Raw genomic sequence first — 19136 nt, forward strand, 5'->3', positions numbered from 1 at the left:
ACCACTTATGCCTCGAGGATATCATCCTCTTCCGCGCCGGGCGGCACATCGAATTCCAGCCCATGTGCCGCGCGAATCTTGTCCTCGATCTCAAACGCGATGCGGTTGTTGTCGCGCAGATACTGCTTGGCATTCTCACGCCCCTGCCCGATCCGCTCATCACCATAGCTGAACCATGAGCCCGACTTCTCGACCACACCGGCCTTGACGCCCAGATCCAGCAGCTCGCCCATTTTACTGATGCCTTCGCCATACATGATGTCGAATTCAACTTGCTTGAAGGGCGGTGCCACTTTGTTTTTAACGACCTTCACACGGGTCTGGTTGCCAACAACCTCATCCCGGTCCTTGATCGCACCGATCCGACGAATATCCAAACGGACCGAGCTGTAGAATTTCAGGGCGTTACCACCGGTGGTGGTTTCCGGGCTGCCGAACATCACGCCGATTTTCATCCGGATTTGGTTGATGAAGATCACCATACAGTTCGAGCGGCTGATCGAACCCGTCAGTTTACGCATTGCCTGGCTCATCAGCCGGGCCTGCACACCAACGCTGCTGTCGCCCATATCGCCTTCGAGTTCAGATTTCGGCGTCAGCGCCGCGACCGAGTCAACCACGACCATGTTCACCGCGCCCGAACGGACCAGCGTATCGGTAATCTCAAGCGCCTGTTCGCCAGTGTCGGGTTGCGAAATCAGCAACTCGTCCAGATCGACGCCCAGTTTGCGCGCATATTGCGGGTCCAACGCATGTTCCGCATCGACAAATGCGCATACACCGCCATGTTTCTGCTGTTCTGCGATGCAGTGCAGTGTCAGCGTAGTTTTGCCTGAACTTTCCGGGCCATAGATTTCAACGATCCGGCCCATCGGCAGGCCGCCGATTCCCAGAGCGATATCCAGACCCAGCGATCCGGTCGAACTGGCGTCGATGTCCTGCTTGGAATCCTCGCCCAGCTTCATGATCGAGCCTTTGCCGAACTGCCGTTCGATCTGTGCCAGCGCGCTGTCGAGCGCCTTTTGCTTATCTGCGTTTTTCTTGTCGCTCATCGTCAGAAGATCCGCCATTGTCCTGTCGCCTTCCCTTTTGTCACACCCTTGAACGGGCGGCAATCGCTGCTTTGTTCGCCTCTTGTTCCTTATGGGACCAAAAAGAGAACATTTCAACTAAAACTTACATTACTTACTGTTCTGTAATTGTATTAAAGAGTCGTTTACGCCAATCTGAGCTGGAGATAATTACTGCCGATGGACGAATAAATGCTTGTTTTTTATGAAGAACGCCTTGCGTTTCTGGCTGTCCCAAAAACCGGCAGCACCGCTTATCATACGGCTTTGCGGGACCGTGCCGATCTGGTTGTCACCGATCCGCCAGATCTGAAACACGCACCTGTCCGCCGGTATGATCGGTTTTTCCAGAACATTTTCCGTAAAATGTACGATACTGAGATGGAAATCATGGCGGTTGTTCGTGAACCGGTCGATTGGCTGGGCAGTTGGTACAGGTTTCGCGGCCGCCAAGAGCGTCTTGACCACCCGCATTCAACACATGACCTGAGCTTTGATGATTTCGTCCAGGCCTATATGCGCACACCCCGACCTGAATTTGCCGATGTCGGCAGTCAGAGCCAATTTTTTCGCACCCGCAACAACGGGCGTGGCGCCACCCATGTCTTCAAATATGAAAACCAGGACAAAATTCTCGATTTCCTGCAAAACCGCTTGAATATGGATATCCGGCTGCAACGCGAAAACGTGTCACTCACACGAGACCTAACACTGGGCGCAGAGACATTGACCAAGTTCCGCAATACCCACTCCGCGGAATTCGATTGCCACGCCTCGGCACTTTGAAACCCTAATTGATCTGCTGAAAAACAGCTTCGGTTAGTTGGTTTAGTGAAAATGGTTTGGGCAGGAAAGTTGAATCGGAAATCTCTGGTCCGGAATCGCCAAACGCACCCTCTGTGTATCCAGACATGAATATGACCCGGACATCTGGCCTGTTCTGCTTAGCCATACGAACCCAGGTCGGACCATCCAATCCGGGCATGACCACATCGGTGACGAATGCGTCAACATTCAATGTGCCATCTTCGAGAAGCCTCAGAGCCTCTTCTCCCGAATCGGCCTCGAGCACAGTGTAGCCTTTCAACCTCAGTGCGCGGGTCGCAAAGGCCCGAACCGGGGCTTCGTCTTCGACCAGCAGCACGACACCCTCACCCTGGCGAACCGTTGGATTCTCAGGGGATTGCGCAGGCGCTGCCTCGGTTTTTTTGGGGGCGGTTGAAACCGGCAGGTACACAATAAACTCGGTCCCTCTCCCCTGAATGCTGTCGACAAAAATAAAACCGCCGGTTTGCTTTACAATTCCGTAGACAGTCGACAGGCCCAAACCTGTCCCCTCACCCGTGCGTTTGGTTGTAAAGAAAGGCTCGAACACTTTCTGTAGCTTATCGGGGGCAATCCCCGTACCGCTATCAATGACTTTGACGGTGACGTATTCACCAGGTTGTACCGTAGCGCGATCCCTTGTGAAGCGTTCTGTCAGCACGACCACTTCGGTTTCGATCCTGACCTCACCACCTTCAGGCATTGCATCGCGGGCATTTACGACAAGATTCATCAACACCTGCTCTAGCTGGCGTTTATCCGCACGAACCGCTTTCAGAACGGGATCGTGGCTGAGTGTCAGCTTAATCTTTTCTCCGACCAGACGATTTAGCAGATGAATAAGGTCTGAGATCGTATCTCTGAGATCCAGGATTTCCGGCTGCAAAGTCTGTTTGCGCGAAAAGGCCAGCAGTTGGCTCACCAAAGCTGCAGCACGGTTTGCGTTCTGATTGATTTGTACAAGATCCCCGTAGTCAGGGTCATTCTGGTCGTGCCGCAAAAGCAGAAGATCGCAATGTCCGGAAATCGCCGTTAGCAAATTGTTGAAATCATGCGCTACACCCCCAGCCAGTTGGCCAACGGCTTGCATTTTTTGTCCCTGCACAAATTGCGCCTCTAAAGTCTTGAGTTCGGTAGCATCATTCAGAACCGCAATCAGTCTGACTTCTCCCTCGCTCAGCACACGTTTCAATGTGACCTGTACGAATATCTCGCGGTCTTCCCGTGTCAGCCTCAGGAATTCAGATCGTGAAACGGCGCCCTCATTTGAAGCCAGCGTCAGCCAGTCCAGAACCGGATACCCCAGACCATGCATGATATGCACAACATTGGATTCTCCGGGCTCTATGTTTCCGACAAGACGCGTTGCCAGCCTGTTGGCCTCAAGGATGCTCCCGTCGGGAGACAGGGTCATTACCGGGACCGGAAGATCCACAAATGACGCGCCAATTCCACTTTCCTGTGCACGATCAAGCGGTAGAACAAGCAAATCGCGCGTGGTTCCCGACCGAGACAGTTCGGCCATCGTAGCCGGAATTGGCCCCTGTGCCGTCTGTACCTGCACAACCTCACCCAATTCGGGCTGCGCGCCAGTCAGAACCTGTGCAAGGTTGTCGGGTCGTTGCCCCAGGATTTGTTCCGCCGCCCCGTTGATCCGCAGCAATGCTCCGTTTCTGCCTTCAGTCAAAATGGGCACAGGCACAGCATCCCACTGACCTGTTCCATCCAGATGAAACCGCCAAAAGAAAAAGTTTTTCCCAACACCGAGAACAGAAATCGGTACGGTTGTCTCTAAAGTGACAACGTCTTCTCTTGCACGGCCATGGATCTCGGCCAAAGACTGTAGGCGCAGCAAAATTGCCGACGGGTTCGCAAAAATAGACTTTAGACCTTCATCCAGCCGGTTGCCGGGAAAAACATGGAGCTGAGCCCGGGCATGAGAATTGCAAATCAGAACATCACCCTGTGCATTGGCAATCGCGCAGGGGTACAGCTCTTCTTCGGCAAAAACCTCCATAACCCTAAGCTCACGACGTACCGAGTCGTCGGAAATCAGCGCCCTCGCCACGACCAACAGTGATGCAGCAAGCAAAGACACACCTGCCACCACAAGGCCGAGATTCCAGGCTTGGGGAATGATTTCTGCCAGCGGCAGCAGTGACAGCAACACCCCTATCGCAACCAATGGTGCTAGACGCAAACCGCTTGGTGAATTTCGTAACTTTGGGTCAGAATAGAAATCTGCGGTATCGGACATTAAATACTCAACTTGCCGGGCTAGGTGTAACCCAACGCAAAAGGGTTAACGCCCACTTAATTAACAAAGTGAGCAATTCTCCTTTAGGTTGCTATTTGTCCGCCAACTACCGCGTCAAGTGTGACGTGAAAAACCCGTCAGTACCGTGTGATACATACCACGTTTTGCGAAACGTCTCGGTCCATTCGGGGTGCGCCGCCACGAACGCATCGACCACTGCACCGTTTTCGACCTCGAGCAAGGAACATGTTGCATAGGCAAGAACACCCGCTGGCCCCACCAAAGGCGCGACATCATCTAGGATCGTCCGCTGCGTTTCCGTAAGCCGGTTCAGTCCATCTTGTGTAAGAGACCATTTTCCCGCCGGGGCGCGACGCCAGGATCCGCTGCCTGAACAGGGGGCATCCGTCAGCACAATGTCGAATGGTGCCTGCGCAGAGATCTCGTCATTGGTCAGGAGTGTTATCTGTGCACCCGCTCTCTCGGCCCGGGCGGGCAAATCACGCATTCGCGCCGCATTAACGTCATGCGCGAACACATCTACACCGTGATGCGCGGCCAAGGCCAAGGCTTTGCCGCCACCGCCGGAACAATAATCCAGAACCCGCATGCCGGGGTTTAAGTCCAATGATTCAACCACGGCCTGGCTCGCCGCATCCTGCAGTTCGACCAACCCATCAGTATAGGCACGGCTTCCTGAGATTTTCCGCTCGCCCTCGACAACTTCGAGTGCGGTCGAACAAGCGGGATGTGGCCTCGCTTGGATGCCGTCCGCCAGCAAGACCGAGACCGCCTGATCGACACTCGACTTAATCAGATTGACCCGCAAATGAACCGGGGCCCGAGCGCGCAATGCCTCGGCCACTGGAAGGGTCAAATCACCCAAAGACTCTTGAAAGGTTGGCCAAAGCCATTCCGGTATGTCGTATTTCTGGGCGTCGGATTCACATGGTTTAGCCTGTTCGTGTTCTTCCAAACTGGCCGGAGCGTACCCTTCGCCATTGAATATCTGATCCAGATCGACTTCTTGCATGCGCATCGCGCCGATCATCAACCCCCGACCGGTTTCCACCCCACCTGCCGCCGCAAATGACCTTTTGCACCGCAAAGCACCAAACACGTGGTCGCGAATAGCAGCCCTGTCTTTGGAACCGGCGAAACGGCTTCGCCGCGCCCAACCTGTCAGGGCCTTTTCGACCGGGGCACCCGAAAGAATCTGATCAAGAATTTCGATGGAGGCCTGAACACGTGCGGCGGGGGTCATTTCATTCTCCGTTATAGTGCAGGGCAAAAACGCAAAGCGGCGCCCTCACCGGGGCGCCGCAGTTCAGGTTCCGGCAATTTACATCACTCGATAATTCGGGCTTTCGCGTGTGATTTGCACGTCATGCACATGGCTCTCCTTCAGGCCAGCCCCTGTGATTCTGACGAAGTTGCAGTTCTTTCGCATCTCTTCGACCGTGGCGCAGCCGGTATAACCCATGGCTGCGCGCAGGCCGCCGACCAGTTGATGCACAACCGCGCTGGCCGAGCCCTTGTAAGGCACCTGCCCTTCGATCCCTTCGGGCACCAGCTTGTCGCTGGCGGCATCCTTCTGGAAATAGCGATCCGCAGAGCCGCGTGCCATCGCGCCTAGACTGCCCATGCCGCGATAAGATTTGAACGACCGGCCCTGATACAGGATCACTTCGCCCGGGCTTTCATCTGTTCCGGCGATCATTGAGCCAACCATGGCACAGGACGCACCCGCAGCAATCGCCTTGGCAAAATCGCCCGAGAATTTGATACCACCATCTGCGATAACCGGCACATCGCCGGCGGCCGCGGCGCAATCCATGATCGCAGTCAGCTGCGGCACGCCCACACCGGCAACCATCCGCGTAGTACAGATCGAACCCGGCCCTATCCCCACCTTGATGGCATCCGCGCCTGCGTCGATCAGCGCCTTGGTTGCGTCCCCAGTGGCGACGTTACCGGCAATGATCTGCACCTCGTTCGACAGGGTCTTGACCCGCTTCACCGCGTCCAGCACCCCTTGAGAATGCCCATGAGCGGTGTCTACAACGATAATGTCGACACCGGAATCCACCAGTTGTTCGGATCGTTCGAAACCAGAGTCACCAACCGACGTCGCTGCCGCGACTCGCAACCGGCCCAGCCGATCCTTGCAGGCCGTTGGGTTCAGCACCGCCTGTTCGGTATCTTTCAAAGTCAGCAGACCCGTCAGCTTGCCCGCCCCGTCCACAACCAGAAGCTTTTCGACCCGACGCGCGCGCATCAGGCTTTTGGCCTCTTCCAGATCGGCGGGTTCCTGAAGCATCGCCAGATTGTCCGAGGTCATCATCGCGTGAACCGGCGTATCATCCGAGGTCGCAAAACGCATATCACGGTTGGTCAGAATACCGACCACGCGGCCTTCTTCGTCCACCACGGGAAAGCCGGTGAAGTTATAACGCTGCACCAACGCGTTGGCGTCCGCCAGCGTCTGATCCACCCGCAGTGTCACCGGGTTGTAAACAATACCGGATTCAAACCGTTTGACCCGGCGCACTTCGCGGGCCTGTTCATCCACCGTCAGATTCTTGTGAACCACGCCGATGCCGCCCGCCTGCGCCATGGCGATGGCCATGCGCGCCTCGGTCACCGTGTCCATCGCCGAGCTGAGCAGTGGGATGTTCATGGTGATTTCCCGCGTCACGCGCGTGGTCGTATCCGCCGTGGCCGGCAGCACAGAAGATGCGCCCGGAACCAGAAGAACGTCGTCAAAGGTGAGTGCCTCACGAATCTGCATCTGTTAACCCCATGCAAAAGCCCGTTTGACGGTGACCCTATTGCATGGATTGCATCTAAGGAAAAGCCCCCGACATAAACTAGTTTTTACCTGCTGGTCGGTGCTGCGGCAAAAAACGACGCAACGCACACAAAACGTGCCGCTGAATGGCCTTTCCCTTTGCGTACAAAACCATATCTTGCCCGACATAGGCGCGAATATAAAAGGCAGGCCAATCATGACCACCGACCCTCTTGTTGTCTTTACCCCATCGGGCAAACGCGGGCACTTTCCCGTAGGCACTCCGGTTCTGACTGCGGCACGGCAACTGGGTGTGGATCTGGATTCCGTTTGCGGTGGACGCGGGATTTGTTCGAAATGCCAGATCACGCCAAGCTATGGCGAGTTTCCCAAGCACGGCGTGACCGTAGCCGACGGTGCACTAAGCGAATGGAACGCGGTTGAACAGCGCTATGACGACAAGCGCGGATTGAAACCCGGCCGCCGTCTTGGATGTCAGGCCACGGTTCAGGGGGATGTGGTGATCGACGTGCCACCAGAAAGCCAGGTGCACCGTCAGGTCGTACGCAAGGCCGCCACAGCACGCACCATCACAATGGATCCGGCCACCCGGCTTTATTTTGTTGCGGTAGAAGAACCCGACATGCATTCACCAACCGGCGATCTGGAACGTCTGGAACGCGCGCTGCGCGAGCAATGGAACGTCGACGCCGTAACCGCTGATCTTTCCTTGTTGTCCAAACTGCAGCCTATATTGCGCAAGGGTAAGTGGGAGGTCACCGTTGCGGTGCATAAAGGTCACAAGGACGATGTCGCACGGATCGTGGAAATCTGGCCTGGATTGCACGAGAACGGACTTTTCGGTCTGGCCATCGACCTCGGCTCTACCACGATTGCAGCTCACCTGACCGATCTGGACACAGGCGAGGTCAAGGCATCTTCGGGCCTTATGAACCCCCAAATCCGCTTTGGCGAAGACCTGATGAGCCGCGTGTCCTATTCGATGATGAACCCCGGCGGCGACAAAGAGATGACCCGAGCCGTTCGCGAAGCGATAAACGATCTGACAACATCCATCGCGGATGAGGCCGGGATTGACGCTAACCTGATTGTCGAAACGGTGTTCGTCTGTAACCCGGTCATGCACCATCTGCTGCTTGGGCTGGATCCGGTCGAGCTGGGCCAAGCGCCCTTTGCCTTGGCTACGTCCGAAAGCATGTCTTTGCCCGCGCGCGAGATGGATCTGACCAACATGAACCCACGTGCGCAGGTCTACATCCTGCCCTGCATTGCGGGTCATGTGGGTGCGGATTGTGCGGCGGTTGCCTTGTCGGAAGAGCCCGGCAAATCCGAAGATCTGGTTCTGATCGTAGATGTAGGCACCAATGCCGAGATTTTGCTGGGCAATACCAGCCGGGTTCTGGCGTGCTCCTCACCGACCGGCCCGGCCTTTGAAGGCGCGCAGATCAGCTCTGGTCAGCGTGCCGCCCCCGGTGCGATTGAACGGATCGAGATTGATCCTGTCACTAAAGAACCCCGTTTTCGCGTCATCGGGTCCGAGAAATGGTCGGATGAAGAGGGTTTTGATCAAGACATCGCAACCACTGGCATCAGCGGCATCTGTGGATCAGGCATTATTGAAGCGGTGGCGGAAATGCGTATGGCGGGTTTGCTGGATGAAAGCGGCCTGATCGGATCCGCAGAACAAACGGGCACATCACGCAACGTCCCCGAGGGGCGCACCCATTCCTATCTGATCCACGACGCAAGCGCCGAAGGCGGCCCACGTATCACAGTCACTCAGGGCGATATTCGCGCGATTCAACTGGCAAAATCCGCGCTTTATGCAGGCGCGCGGCTTTTGATGGACGAAATGAACGTGGATACTGTCGACCGCATTGTTCTTGCTGGTGCCTTCGGCGCGCATATCTCGACCAAACATGCCATGGTTCTGGGAATGATCCCAGATGCGCCCTTGAACAAGGTCTCAAGCGCGGGCAACGCCGCCGGTACAGGTGCCCGGATCGCACTGTGCAATATCGGATCGCGGAGTGAAATTGAACGCGTAGTACGCGAAATCACCAAGGTTGAAACTGCCATCGAGCCCAAGTTTCAGGATCATTTCGTGGCAGCGAACGCGATCCCCCACAAGACGGATCCATTCCCGGAATTGGCAAAAGTGACGACCCTGCCCGCGCCCTCGTTCAACACCGGTGGTGGAGATCAGGAAAACTCTGGCCGCCGCCGTCGCCGGAGGTCATAGTCGCGGCAACCACGGAGGGGTACGATGCAGTCGGTGAATGAGGAACAGGCAGAATACTGGGGAAAATCCGAATCCGGAGCCAAATGGCTGACATATCAGGATCAGTTGGATCAACTGATGGCTTCGGTTCTGGACCTTGTGCTGGAGAATGCCCAGCTTAAACTAGGAATGCATGTGCTCGACATCGGCTGTGGCACTGGCGAAAGCTCTCTTGCAGCCGCGCGATTGGTCGGGCCGGATGGCGATGTTCTGGCCGCCGATATATCGCAAGCGTTTCTTGATCGTGCCAGCGCCCGAGCCTCGGAAAACGGGCTGAGCAACATCAGCTTCCAACATGCTGACGCGCAGATATTCGGGTTTCCTGCCAATCAGTTGGACTCCGCGATTTCACGGTTCGGCGTGATGTTCTTTGACGATACGGTTGCTGCATTCGCCAATATCGCCCGCGCACTTAAACCCGGCGGGCAGATGACCTTTGCAGCTTGGGGGCCATTGGATGACAACCCGTGGTTCAAAATACCCCATATTGCTGCGGTAAAACGCCTTGGGCAGCCGCCTCGGGTAGATCGTTATGCGCCGGGTCCGCTGGCGTTTCACGATCTGGATCACGTCACCGGCATGATGCAACAGGCGGGGCTGTCGGACATTCAGGCCCAAGCCATCTCCCTAAACCTGCCCGGCGCTGGCGGGTCAGAGGAAATAGCCGCCTTGTGCACCCGCGTCGGCCCCGCCGCGCGAACCATCGCGCATTTCGAAGGCACCGAACAGGACGCAGCAGCAATCCAGCACGAGGTCTGTCAGGAATTCGCCCAGTTCACATCCGAAACCGGCCTGCACATCCCGGCGGTGATAAACCTGTACCAAGCGCGTCGATCGAACTGAATGGAGCGGGTAGCGGGAATCGAACCCGCGCGTTCAGCTTGGGAAGCTGACAGGCTACCATTACATCATACCCGCCGCTGCTAGCTGAATATCACTGGTACAAGATCAGGTTCAAGCGGTTTTGATCCAAACCGTCAGGCTATTTGCGACGGCGAAGACAAAAAAGGCCGGATCAAAAGACCCGGCCAGCATGTTGTTTTATAACGCTTATGCGCGACGGCGACGGCCACCGCCGCGACGACCACCTCCAGTTCCTTCGGCACCGGCTTCGCTGGGGGCTTTGTTGAATTTGATCCAAGCCCCGCCATGCGGATCGTTATTGGTCAGCAAGTTGGCGGCGCGGATGGCCTCCATCTCTTTACCGGCGCGCGGCAAGGTCGAACCCAGGCCAAACAGCTGGCAGAAGGTCTCATCATCCATGTCCGCAGGCAGGATGATGCCCTTTGCTTCAACTTCAGCCTTCTTCTCGGCCAGTTTCTTGGGACCAACCGGCAGAGCCACCGGGTTCATGATCGCTGAGGTCATGCCGGCGCCCATAGCCATTGGCAGGAAGGCGTTGTTGATACCATGGCGGTTCGGCAGACCGAACGAGACATTGGACGCCCCGCAAGTGGTGTTCACGCCCAGTTCCTCACGCAAACGACGAACCAGAGCAAACACCTGCTGACCGGCAGTTGCCATTGCGCCGATAGGCATCACCAGCGGATCGACCACGATGTCATGGGCCGGGATGCCGAAATCAGCGGCCCGTTCGACAATCTTTTTGGCCACTTCGAACCGCACATCGGGATCTTCCGAAATCCCCGTATCGTCATTTGAGATCGCCACCACAGGGACATTGTATTTCTTGACCAGCGGCAGAACCAGCTCCAGACGATCTTCTTCACCCGTGACCGAATTCAACAGAGGACGGCCCTCTGCCGCCTCAAGACCCGCTTCCAGAGCTCCCGGAACCGATGAATCGATACACAGCGGCACTTCGACCAGCCCCTGCACCATTTCAACGATCTTACGCATCAGCGGCGGTTCGGTCTCGTTCGGGTTGGGGTTCGAGTTGTAGACAACGCCCGCGTTGATATCCAGAACGGTCGCGCCAGCAGCTACCTGCGCGATGGCGTCCTTTTCAACGGTCGAAAAATCGCCTGCTTCCAGTTCCGCCGCCAGTTTCTTGCGGCCTGTCGGGTTAATCCGCTCACCGATCACGCAGAACGGTTCGTCAAAGCCCAGGACGGCGGTTTTTGTTTTTGATTCTACGACTGTACGGGTCATGTCCGATCCTTAGGAGTTTACAGGCTTTGCCGAAGCGCCGCCGTTGTTGATGGCCCAGTTGGCGTTTGTCTTGATGCCACCAAGCGGGAAGAAGTGTACGTTTGTGATATTGAAATCAGGGTTGGCTGCTTTGTGGTTGGCCAATTCGGTGATCACATCCGTGGGCTCATAAGGCAGCAGCAGCTTGGACACATCCATAGCGCGCTTTTGCAGGACCTTCAGTGACGGGCCAACGCCGCAAGCGATGGCGAATTTGATCAGCGTTTGCAGCTTGGCCGGACCGGCGATGCCGATATGAACCGGAATGTCGATCCCCGCCTCTTTCAGGCTGTCGGCCCAGGCGATGATCGGTTTGGCGTCAAAGGCAAACTGAGTGGCCAGCGCCATTTCGGCATCTGTGGTCTCAGAGAACTTCTGTTTCCAACGCAGCGCGTCGTCAACATTCTTGGTCGATCCGTCAGGGTCGATGTCCTTGTTGCCTTCAGGGTGGCCCGCGACGTGCAGACGCTTGAACCCGGCCTTGTCGAACAAACCAGTTTCCAGCAGCTGCATCGAGCTGTCGAAATCACCATGAGGATTCGCGACACCACCGGCCAGCAACAGCGCCTGATCCACACCTGCTTCACCCTGGTACATGGAAATCCAGTTTTCCAGCGTCGCCGTGTCTTTAATGATCCGCGCCGGGAAATGCGGCATAACAGGATAGCCGTCCGCCGCGATGCGCTTGGCGGTCTTGACCATGTCTTCGATCGGAGTGCCTTCGATATGGGCAATATAGACGCGTGTGCCTTCAGGCAACAAAGCGCGAAAATCCTCGACCTTCTCGGCGGTGCGCGGCATCACCTCAATCGAATAGCCCTGCAGGAAGGCTTCGACGGTTGGATTTACCGGACCGTTTTCGGCGGCATCACGTTTCTTGAAGTTCAGCAAAGCCATAGCGGCCTCCCATATAGATTTCGAGCTCATGCCCAACCGTCATTGGCGATCAGAGCCTTGATACGGTCCTGATCATATTCCGTTTCCAAACGCACAGCCTGCTGTTCGGCAATTTCGGACGGATCGCCCTCAACCGCGAAAGGCGCGGCCTTGCGCCATTCGGCCAGATAGGCATCGCTGTCCTTGGCGTTCACCTTCATGGCAGCGCGGTCAATGGCTTGCTCGAACCGTTCTTCCAACTGCCGTTTTGCGCCCCGGCGGCCCTTGCCGACGATGACTTGGGCGGGAATGTCGCGCCAGTATACGATGGTGACGTCAGGCATCTGCTTTGATTCCTCCTAACCAGATGGACCGGTTCTAAACTTCAATGTGGTCGCAGGTCGGTCGATTTTCGACACAAGGCGCATTTCAAACGACGTTTTCACCTACAACGGGATACACGGCTTCTAACGAATTGTTCCTGTAAACCGCACCTCGAAATTCTCATCACTTTAATGAGTATCTTGCACGAACCAAAAGGCCGACCTATGGTCGGGGTAACTCGTAAATCGGAGGGCGTTGAAGATGGCGCCCAAGCGTCCCAAAGGTGCGGGCGCGTTCCCGAAGGCGGTCGAAAGCCCCGCGCCGGCAAGACCCGATCCTGATGCGCTTTATGCCGCGCTGGATTTGGGAACAAATAGCTGTCGCATGTTAATTGCCCAGCCCAAGGGCAGCGGGTTTCATGTGGTGGACAGTTTTTCTAAATCCGTGCAGTTGGGCGCGGGCTTAGAGCGGACGGGGCGCTTGTCTCGGTCGTCGATGGCGCGCACCATTCAGGCGTTGCGCATTTGCCAGCAAAAACTGAAACGCAACAAGGTCAAGCGGATGCGTCTAGTCGCAACCGAGGCTTGTCGCCGTGCAAAAAATTCACGTGAATTCATTCGCCAGGTAAAGGGTGAAACCGGGTTGACGCTTGAGATCATCCAGCCCGAGGAAGAAGCGCGCCTGGCCGTAATATCCTGTGCCCCGCTGGTGTCCACTAAGACAGAACAGTTGTTGGTTGTGGATATTGGCGGCGGTTCGACAGAGCTTGTCTGGATCGACATATCCTCGCTTCCGCGTCGGGATCGCCCGGCGGCGATTATGCGTCTGCATAATGGATTTCATACAACAGATAGCCCGTTTCCTGCAGCCAAGGTTGTGGATTGGATCAGTGTTCCCCTCGGCGTTGCGACGCTGCGCGATCAGTTCCATGATGTCGAAGATGATGCGGCGCGGTTTGCTTTGATGAGCTGGTTTTTCGAAGAAAACTTGGCCGATTTTGCGCCCTATAAGGATGAACAAGCCCGCGAAGGTTTTCAGATCGTCGGCACCAGTGGCACGGTTACGACAGTCGCAGCCTCACATCTGGGATTGAAGCGGTATGACCGGACCAAGGTAGACGGTTTGCGCATGACAAGCGATCAGATTGACAAAGTGATACGCGGGTATCTAGAACTCGGCCCACTGGGGCGGCGGAGAGATCCGCGTATCGGCGATGACCGCCAGGCCCTGATCATGTCCGGCTCGGCCATATTGCAGGCTTTGTTACGATGTTGGCCAACCGACCGTCTTTCAGTGGCGGACCGGGGGCTGCGCGAAGGCCTGCTTTATGCGCAGATGAGCGCGGACGGTGTATTGGAAGACGGACCGTTCTGATGGCGAAGACACCTACTGGCAAAAACAATTCGGGCCGCGGGCAGCGCGACCTGAAGGTTAAGGTCAAAACCGCCCGCGGGCGCAAAATCAGCTCGACCCGGTGGTTGGAACGTCAGCTGAATGACCCCTATGTCAAGCGCGCGCAGGTCGAAGGCTATCGTGGGCGTGCGGCTTTCAAGATATTGGAACTGGACGATAAATTTCGCTTCCTGGTTCCAGGTGCGCGCATCGTCGATCTGGGTTGCGCCCCAGGCGGCTGGCTGCAGGTTGCGGTCCAGCGCGTTAATGCATTGGGTGAGAAAAGCGGTAAGAAAATCGGCACTGTTCTGGGTGTCGACATACAAGAGGTCGAACCGGTGGCCGGGTCCGAGGTTCACCAGTTGGACTTTATGGAGGACGATGCCGACCAGAAGGTCAAAGACTGGTTGGGTGGCAAAGCTGACGTGGTGATGTCAGATATGGCTGCTGCGTCCTCGGGGCATAAACAAACCGACCATTTGCGGATCATGGCCTTGTGCGAAACCGCCGCCTATTTCGCCTTTGATGTGCTTGAACAGGGCGGCACATTTGTCGCCAAGGTTCTGGCCGGAGGAGCCGAAGGGGATCTGCAGAAGATTCTGAAACAGAAGTTTGACAAGGTAGCGCATGTTAAACCACCGGCATCCCGCGCCGACAGTTCGGAAAAATTCGTTGTGGCAACAGGATTTCGCGGCTGAAGTTAATCTGCGAAGTCAGCCAGAGAACGCGCAAGGCGCTGTTCACGCAGCGAAGATATTGCGTTTCCTTGCAACAACAATGCCTCACCGTGACTGATATCCGTCGCCGGTTTGGCCCGTAATTCTTCAATCCGCCGGGTCAGCGACGATGGATTTTGCGATTTCGCGCTTTCGGGCAGTTTGGTCATGAGGCCTCACCTTGATGCGTATGGGGTCACAGTCCCATGCAGTTTTGGTAAGAAAAGTGCCGATTTCATGACGCAAACCGGGCTTTGAATTGCTATTTTACAGCCCCAGCCACCCTGCCCTTCAGGTTTGTCCGTTACTTTGATCCTGCAAATCCATCAGCGCGCCGTTGAATTCAGCGCCCAGAATCAGGATGGCCGCGCATAGATACAGGAAAATCAACGCAGCCATCGCCCCCGCAAGACCAGCATAAGTAGCGCTGTACGAGGCGAACTGTCCGATATAGATCGAAAAGCCCCAACCGCCCATCGCCCACAGAGCAAGTGTCAGAACAACGCCCGGAAGGATCTGCCACAGCCGATGGCGGCGCGTCGGCAGCACAAGATGTGCAACGATAACCGTGCCCGCAGGAACCGCCACGGTAAAGGTCCAACGCAATCGATCCACAGACAACCAGTCTGATACGTTGACGTCAGTTTTTTCGGACACGAGGCGCGTGTAGACCGGCAAGACGACTTCGACGGCGGCGATGGCCAGAATGGCCCCCCCGCCAACAATCACCAATCCCAGGCACAGCAAGCGTGTCTTCCAGAATGGCCAGGCGTCATGATCATGATAGGCCTGATTCATGGCTGCCCGCACCGCAACTACGCCGTTTGAGGCAAAGAAAATGGCCAGCAAACCGCCCAGGGTGATTACCCCCGAACCTGATTCCGCCAGGACCGAGCGCAACTCTCCCACAATCGGGCCGGCGACATCTTTTGGCCAGGCGCCAAAGATCAGTTCGATCAGCTCGTCCGTGACATAATCCTGAGACAGCGTACCAGCCAGTGCTACAGTGAACAGAACAAACGGAAACAGGGCCAGCATCAGGGACATGGCAACGTGGCTGCTCATGACCATGCCGTTTTTGGCCCCAAATCGACCCAAGGCCAGCCAAAGGGCTCGAATTACTCTTCCAGTCAGGGGAATCAAACTTGTCGTCATCCGAAAACTCTACCCTGACTGTATTCGAACCAGAACCGGCAAAACCCGAATGGACGCAATTAACCAACTCCAAATGTTTGGTTGCATTGCATAATCCCTTTGTCCCGTGCAGGATCGAAACGGAACCTACACAAAGCCGGGCGAAAAATGCCAACCAGCGACCAGAACCCAAGCATGCCGAACAGGTTGCGCCTTTCGGTTGTCCGCGACACCGCGATTGTCGTGTCACTGGTCGTATTGGGGCTTTATGCAGGTTCCGCTTTTCTGATCCCGCTGACCATGGCCTTGCTGATCAACGTCCTGATCATCGCGCTGAGTGACCGGGTTATTGCGCTGACCAAGGCTCCGGTCTGGTTGGCTAACCTGGCTGGAGTGACCGTGGTTTTGGTCGGGTTGTTCATGATCATGTATATTCTGGGCAATCAGGCGACGCAGTTTGCACGCTCGATCAATACATATGAAAGCCAGTTCGACGAGGCCGTTAACCGCATAAACGACCTTGTGGGCAACGATATCACGGCCTTCATCAGGGACAATCTGGTCAACATTGATATGTCTTTCGTCGCCCGGATGTTGCTGGGCAGCGCAACGTCCTTGCTGAACCAGTTTTTCCTCATCAGCCTTTACGTTGCCTTCCTGATGGCCGAACGTCTGGCGTTCCGCAAAAAGATCCGTATGGCCGCCGGTGACCCTAAAACCGGTGCCGAGTTCGCTTTGGTTCTGGACGCGATTTCCTTTAGTCTGCAGCGTTATGTCGGAGTGAAGACCTTTATCAGCCTGATAACGGCTGGAATCAGCTATGTGGTCTTCAAGACCCTTGGTCTTGAGTATTCCGAGACATGGGCAGTGCTGACCTTTGCCCTGAATTTCATACCCTCGATTGGGTCAATTATTGCGGTTCTGTTTCCAGCGGCGATTGCACTGGTTCAATTTGAAAGTATCGGGCCGTTTCTGATCATAGTTTTCGGCTGTGGCACGCTTCAGTTCATGACCGGTAATTTTCTGGACCCGGCCATGCTGGGCCGATCGCTGAACATGTCGACATTTCTGGTCATTCTGGCACTTATGTTCTGGACTACGGTCTGGGGTCTGATCGGAGCCTTCCTGAGCGTTCCGCTGACCGTCTGCATCCTGATCATCTTCAGCCATATTCCCGCATTGCGCCCGATCGCAATTTTAATGTCCCTGAATGGTGAACTCGGCGACGAAGGGCCGCCATCGGGGAATACAGTCTGAACAGGCCAATCCCCAATGCAACTTGAAACACTAAGGAAAATGCCAGGATCGAATCCTCCATGCTGACACTCTTTGTTTCCCTCTTTGTCCTATGTTTGTACCTGACCGCCGCGGTCTTTTCGATACGCGCCGCTCAAACAGCGCGCACACCGCAGGGTGCCGTGGGATGGGTGGTCTTTTTGATCTCGGCGCCGATAGCTGGCGTACCGCTGTACTTGTTTCTGGGACATCATCGTTTTCGCGGGTATCGCCTGGCCCGAAAGCACGCTGAGACTGTTGTCGAAGGGATAAAAAGCTTTGCGGATTTTTCGCGCCCAGATCCGGGCATGATCACGATCAATCCGCTCCCTTTCGAAGAGCTTGCGCATCTTCCCATATCACGCGGCAACGGTGCAGATTTGCTTGTCGATGGGCAGGCAACCTTTGACGCTATCTTTCAGGCTATCGACGCGGCTCAGGACTATGTGCTTGTCCAGTTCTACATCGTGCGTGATGACGGATTGGGGCGGCAACTGCAAAGCAAACTGATCGCTGCCGCAGAGCGCGGCGTGCTAGTTCGCTTTATGACCGACGCCGTAGGCAGTTATGGCCTACCGACAAGCTACATCACGTCGCTGCGCGCGGCGGGAATTCACGTTGCCGGTCAGCATGAAAAGCGTCATCCAGGACAGCGATTTCAGCTAAACTATCGCAATCACAGGAAAACGGTGATCATAGACGGTGAAATCGGCTTTATCGGCGGCCACAATGTCGGCGACGAATATCTCGGTCAGTCCGCAAAGTTCGGACATTGGCGGGACACACACATAAGGCTGACTGGACATATCGTGCGCCAACTACAACTGATCTTTACAGAGGACTGGTACTGGGCGCATCAAGAAGACCTGATAGATCAACTGGCCTGGGCGGGTCAGGAATCTGATCAGGACATGAACGCCCTTCTCGTCGCCACAGGTCCGGGGGACGAAACCGAAACCGGCGCCATGATGTTCTTTTCTGCAATCACGGAAGCAAAGGAACGATTGTGGATCGCATCCCCCTATTTCGTTCCTGATATCGACATCATGACCGCACTACGCCACGCCGCAATGCGCGGGGTAGATGTTCGCATTCTGGTTCCCGACGTGATTGATCACCGCTTGCCTTGGCTGGCGGCCTTTGCCTATTTCGACGAGATCAGGGAATGCGGCGCGCGGGTCTACCGGTACACTGATGGATTCATGCATCAAAAAGTATTTCTGGTGGACGACACCCTGACCGCTGTTGGCACCACCAATCTGGACAACCGCTCTTTCCGCCTGAATTTTGAGGCGATGGCCCTGTTCTTTGACAAGGACGCGGCCCATGCAGTTCACGACATGCTGCTAATGGACTTTGAATCCAGCTATGAGCTGGACAAAACCTTGCCCGAACAACCGGCCTATATTCGGTTCGGCTCACCTCTGGCGCGGTTGTTCGCACCAATCCTTTAAAGGATCGACTCTTCCTGCAGCACCCGCGACATGACCGCGACCAAAAAGGCTGTGGACAGCCCAAATGCCAAAAGCCCGGTGACCGACGCAAATGCACCAAAGATGCGCAGCCCCTCTCCTAACACAATGTCGCCGTAACCCAGCGTAGTGAACGTCACCAAGGAAAAATACAGCGCCGAATTCCAGTCCGCCAGAACATCCCCAAAGACCCAGACAATCGCCCAAAGCCAGACCTGAAAGGTATGGATCATCACGATAAAAATCAGTGCGATACAGAGCGGACTGGCGATTGTGACAAACCTTTTGCTTTTTTCCAGTTTGATCGACATCACGCGGATGATCTGCATGCACCAGGTCAGCAGGGCAATTTCGATCAAAAAGCAGATACCCAAATAAACGCTTCCCCAGATAATCTGCTCGGATAAGGTCACCGGCGCCCATCCCCTCTGTTTTTAAGTCTCGTCACAATCGCTTCAATTGCAGGATTGGGCAACCCTGCGTCTGCGACGAATGGAAACGATAGCGCCATTGAACTGGACACCGCTTCGGTCGGCTGCAAATTGTGAGTG

The 19136-nt window shown here is 55.7% G+C and carries 17 protein-coding genes and 1 tRNA gene; 7 read left to right on the forward strand and 11 right to left on the reverse strand.

What is annotated here, in order from left to right:
* Positions 1-5: 5 nt before the first annotated feature.
* Positions 6-1070: a recombinase RecA gene (gene recA / locus AC2FIM_RS02685; RefSeq protein ID WP_142633714.1), complete on the reverse strand. Its 1065-nt coding sequence runs from the start codon at positions 1068-1070 to the stop codon at positions 6-8.
* 192 nt (positions 1071-1262) lie between these two features.
* Between recA and AC2FIM_RS02690 the strand changes: the two genes are divergently transcribed.
* On the forward strand, positions 1263-1856 hold the full coding sequence (locus tag AC2FIM_RS02690) for a sulfotransferase family 2 domain-containing protein (RefSeq protein ID WP_496675671.1): 594 nt from the start codon (positions 1263-1265) through the stop codon (positions 1854-1856).
* 4 nt (positions 1857-1860) lie between these two features.
* Here AC2FIM_RS02690 and AC2FIM_RS02695 read toward each other — a convergent pair whose 3' ends face one another.
* From AC2FIM_RS02695 to guaB, 3 genes are all read right to left on the reverse strand, one after another.
* Complete coding sequence (locus AC2FIM_RS02695) at positions 1861-4152, reverse strand: hybrid sensor histidine kinase/response regulator (RefSeq protein ID WP_496707792.1); 2292 nt, start codon at positions 4150-4152, stop codon at positions 1861-1863.
* Positions 4153-4258: 106 nt separating this feature from the next.
* Positions 4259-5416 (reverse strand): RsmB/NOP family class I SAM-dependent RNA methyltransferase, encoded by a 1158-nt coding sequence (locus AC2FIM_RS02700; RefSeq protein WP_281972073.1) that lies wholly within the window; start codon positions 5414-5416, stop codon positions 4259-4261.
* A gap of 78 nt (positions 5417-5494) precedes the next feature.
* Positions 5495-6943, reverse strand: coding sequence for an IMP dehydrogenase (guaB, locus tag AC2FIM_RS02705; protein ID WP_496707791.1), 1449 nt, complete (start codon positions 6941-6943; stop codon positions 5495-5497).
* 217 nt (positions 6944-7160) lie between these two features.
* Here guaB and AC2FIM_RS02710 point away from each other — a divergent pair, with 217 nt between their 5' ends.
* Together AC2FIM_RS02710 and AC2FIM_RS02715 are read left to right on the forward strand one after the other, a co-directional pair.
* Positions 7161-9206 (forward strand): ASKHA domain-containing protein, encoded by a 2046-nt coding sequence (locus tag AC2FIM_RS02710; protein WP_496707790.1) that lies wholly within the window; start codon positions 7161-7163, stop codon positions 9204-9206.
* 24 nt (positions 9207-9230) lie between these two features.
* Positions 9231-10088: a class I SAM-dependent methyltransferase gene (locus AC2FIM_RS02715; RefSeq protein WP_271947212.1), complete on the forward strand. Its 858-nt coding sequence runs from the start codon at positions 9231-9233 to the stop codon at positions 10086-10088.
* A 1-nt stretch (position 10089) separates the two neighbouring features.
* Here AC2FIM_RS02715 and AC2FIM_RS02720 read toward each other — a convergent pair.
* The 4 genes from AC2FIM_RS02720 to AC2FIM_RS02735 form a co-directional block, all read right to left on the reverse strand.
* Positions 10090-10163, reverse strand: a tRNA-Gly gene (locus tag AC2FIM_RS02720).
* Between the two features lie 132 nt (positions 10164-10295).
* The gene (locus AC2FIM_RS02725; protein WP_271947214.1) at positions 10296-11357 is read right to left on the reverse strand and encodes a methyltetrahydrofolate cobalamin methyltransferase; all 1062 of its coding nucleotides are present in this window, start codon (positions 11355-11357) and stop codon (positions 10296-10298) included.
* Positions 11358-11366: 9 nt separating this feature from the next.
* Positions 11367-12293, reverse strand: a complete 927-nt coding sequence (locus tag AC2FIM_RS02730; RefSeq protein ID WP_271948061.1) for a methylenetetrahydrofolate reductase — start codon at positions 12291-12293, stop codon at positions 11367-11369.
* Between the two features lie 26 nt (positions 12294-12319).
* The gene (locus AC2FIM_RS02735) at positions 12320-12616 is read right to left on the reverse strand and encodes a virulence factor (RefSeq protein ID WP_142633696.1); all 297 of its coding nucleotides are present in this window, start codon (positions 12614-12616) and stop codon (positions 12320-12322) included.
* A gap of 241 nt (positions 12617-12857) precedes the next feature.
* Here AC2FIM_RS02735 and AC2FIM_RS02740 point away from each other — a divergent pair, with 241 nt between their 5' ends.
* Both AC2FIM_RS02740 and AC2FIM_RS02745 read left to right on the forward strand, forming a co-directional pair.
* A complete protein-coding gene (locus tag AC2FIM_RS02740; RefSeq protein ID WP_142633694.1) occupies positions 12858-13970 on the forward strand; it encodes a Ppx/GppA phosphatase family protein in 1113 nt (370 codons plus the stop codon).
* On the forward strand, positions 13970-14686 hold the full coding sequence (locus AC2FIM_RS02745) for an RlmE family RNA methyltransferase (protein WP_142633692.1): 717 nt from the start codon (positions 13970-13972) through the stop codon (positions 14684-14686). The genes AC2FIM_RS02740 and AC2FIM_RS02745 overlap by 1 nt, the downstream gene beginning before the upstream one ends.
* Before the next feature lie 2 nt (positions 14687-14688).
* Here AC2FIM_RS02745 and AC2FIM_RS02750 read toward each other — a convergent pair whose 3' ends face one another.
* A complete protein-coding gene (locus AC2FIM_RS02750) occupies positions 14689-14874 on the reverse strand; it encodes a hypothetical protein (RefSeq protein WP_142633690.1) in 186 nt (61 codons plus the stop codon).
* A 121-nt stretch (positions 14875-14995) separates the two neighbouring features.
* A complete protein-coding gene (locus tag AC2FIM_RS02755) occupies positions 14996-15859 on the reverse strand; it encodes a YihY/virulence factor BrkB family protein (RefSeq protein ID WP_496707789.1) in 864 nt (287 codons plus the stop codon).
* A 147-nt stretch (positions 15860-16006) separates the two neighbouring features.
* On the opposite strand from AC2FIM_RS02755, the gene AC2FIM_RS02760 reads away from it, so the two are divergent.
* Both AC2FIM_RS02760 and cls read left to right on the forward strand, forming a co-directional pair.
* Positions 16007-17095: an AI-2E family transporter gene (locus tag AC2FIM_RS02760; protein WP_496731742.1), complete on the forward strand. Its 1089-nt coding sequence runs from the start codon at positions 16007-16009 to the stop codon at positions 17093-17095.
* A 59-nt stretch (positions 17096-17154) separates the two neighbouring features.
* The gene (cls, locus tag AC2FIM_RS02765) at positions 17155-18567 is read left to right on the forward strand and encodes a cardiolipin synthase (protein WP_496675690.1); all 1413 of its coding nucleotides are present in this window, start codon (positions 17155-17157) and stop codon (positions 18565-18567) included.
* Here cls and AC2FIM_RS02770 read toward each other — a convergent pair.
* The gene (locus AC2FIM_RS02770) at positions 18564-18998 is read right to left on the reverse strand and encodes an ion channel (RefSeq protein ID WP_142633682.1); all 435 of its coding nucleotides are present in this window, start codon (positions 18996-18998) and stop codon (positions 18564-18566) included. The two genes, cls and AC2FIM_RS02770, sit on opposite strands and share 4 nt — an antisense overlap.
* Positions 18999-19136 lie beyond the last annotated feature (138 nt).

It is taken from the genome of Ruegeria sp. CDSC052 (genome assembly GCF_059610685.1).

Coding starts and splice junctions, on each gene's coding strand:
- recA (WP_142633714.1), bottom strand. CDS start 1,070: ATGGCGGATCTTCTGACGATGAGCGACAAGAAAAACGCAGATAAGCAA.
- AC2FIM_RS02710 (WP_496707790.1), top strand. CDS start 7,161: ATGACCACCGACCCTCTTGTTGTCTTTACCCCATCGGGCAAACGCGGG.
- AC2FIM_RS02755 (WP_496707789.1), bottom strand. CDS start 15,859: ATGACGACAAGTTTGATTCCCCTGACTGGAAGAGTAATTCGAGCCCTT.
- AC2FIM_RS02740 (WP_142633694.1), top strand. CDS start 12,858: ATGGCGCCCAAGCGTCCCAAAGGTGCGGGCGCGTTCCCGAAGGCGGTC.
- cls (WP_496675690.1), top strand. CDS start 17,155: ATGCTGACACTCTTTGTTTCCCTCTTTGTCCTATGTTTGTACCTGACC.
- guaB (WP_496707791.1), bottom strand. CDS start 6,943: ATGCAGATTCGTGAGGCACTCACCTTTGACGACGTTCTTCTGGTTCCG.
- AC2FIM_RS02745 (WP_142633692.1), top strand. CDS start 13,970: ATGGCGAAGACACCTACTGGCAAAAACAATTCGGGCCGCGGGCAGCGC.
- AC2FIM_RS02700 (WP_281972073.1), bottom strand. CDS start 5,416: ATGACCCCCGCCGCACGTGTTCAGGCCTCCATCGAAATTCTTGATCAG.
- AC2FIM_RS02715 (WP_271947212.1), top strand. CDS start 9,231: ATGCAGTCGGTGAATGAGGAACAGGCAGAATACTGGGGAAAATCCGAA.
- AC2FIM_RS02760 (WP_496731742.1), top strand. CDS start 16,007: ATGCCAACCAGCGACCAGAACCCAAGCATGCCGAACAGGTTGCGCCTT.
- AC2FIM_RS02695 (WP_496707792.1), bottom strand. CDS start 4,152: ATGTCCGATACCGCAGATTTCTATTCTGACCCAAAGTTACGAAATTCA.
- AC2FIM_RS02750 (WP_142633690.1), bottom strand. CDS start 14,874: ATGACCAAACTGCCCGAAAGCGCGAAATCGCAAAATCCATCGTCGCTG.
- AC2FIM_RS02735 (WP_142633696.1), bottom strand. CDS start 12,616: ATGCCTGACGTCACCATCGTATACTGGCGCGACATTCCCGCCCAAGTC.
- AC2FIM_RS02725 (WP_271947214.1), bottom strand. CDS start 11,357: ATGACCCGTACAGTCGTAGAATCAAAAACAAAAACCGCCGTCCTGGGC.
- AC2FIM_RS02690 (WP_496675671.1), top strand. CDS start 1,263: ATGCTTGTTTTTTATGAAGAACGCCTTGCGTTTCTGGCTGTCCCAAAA.
- AC2FIM_RS02730 (WP_271948061.1), bottom strand. CDS start 12,293: ATGGCTTTGCTGAACTTCAAGAAACGTGATGCCGCCGAAAACGGTCCG.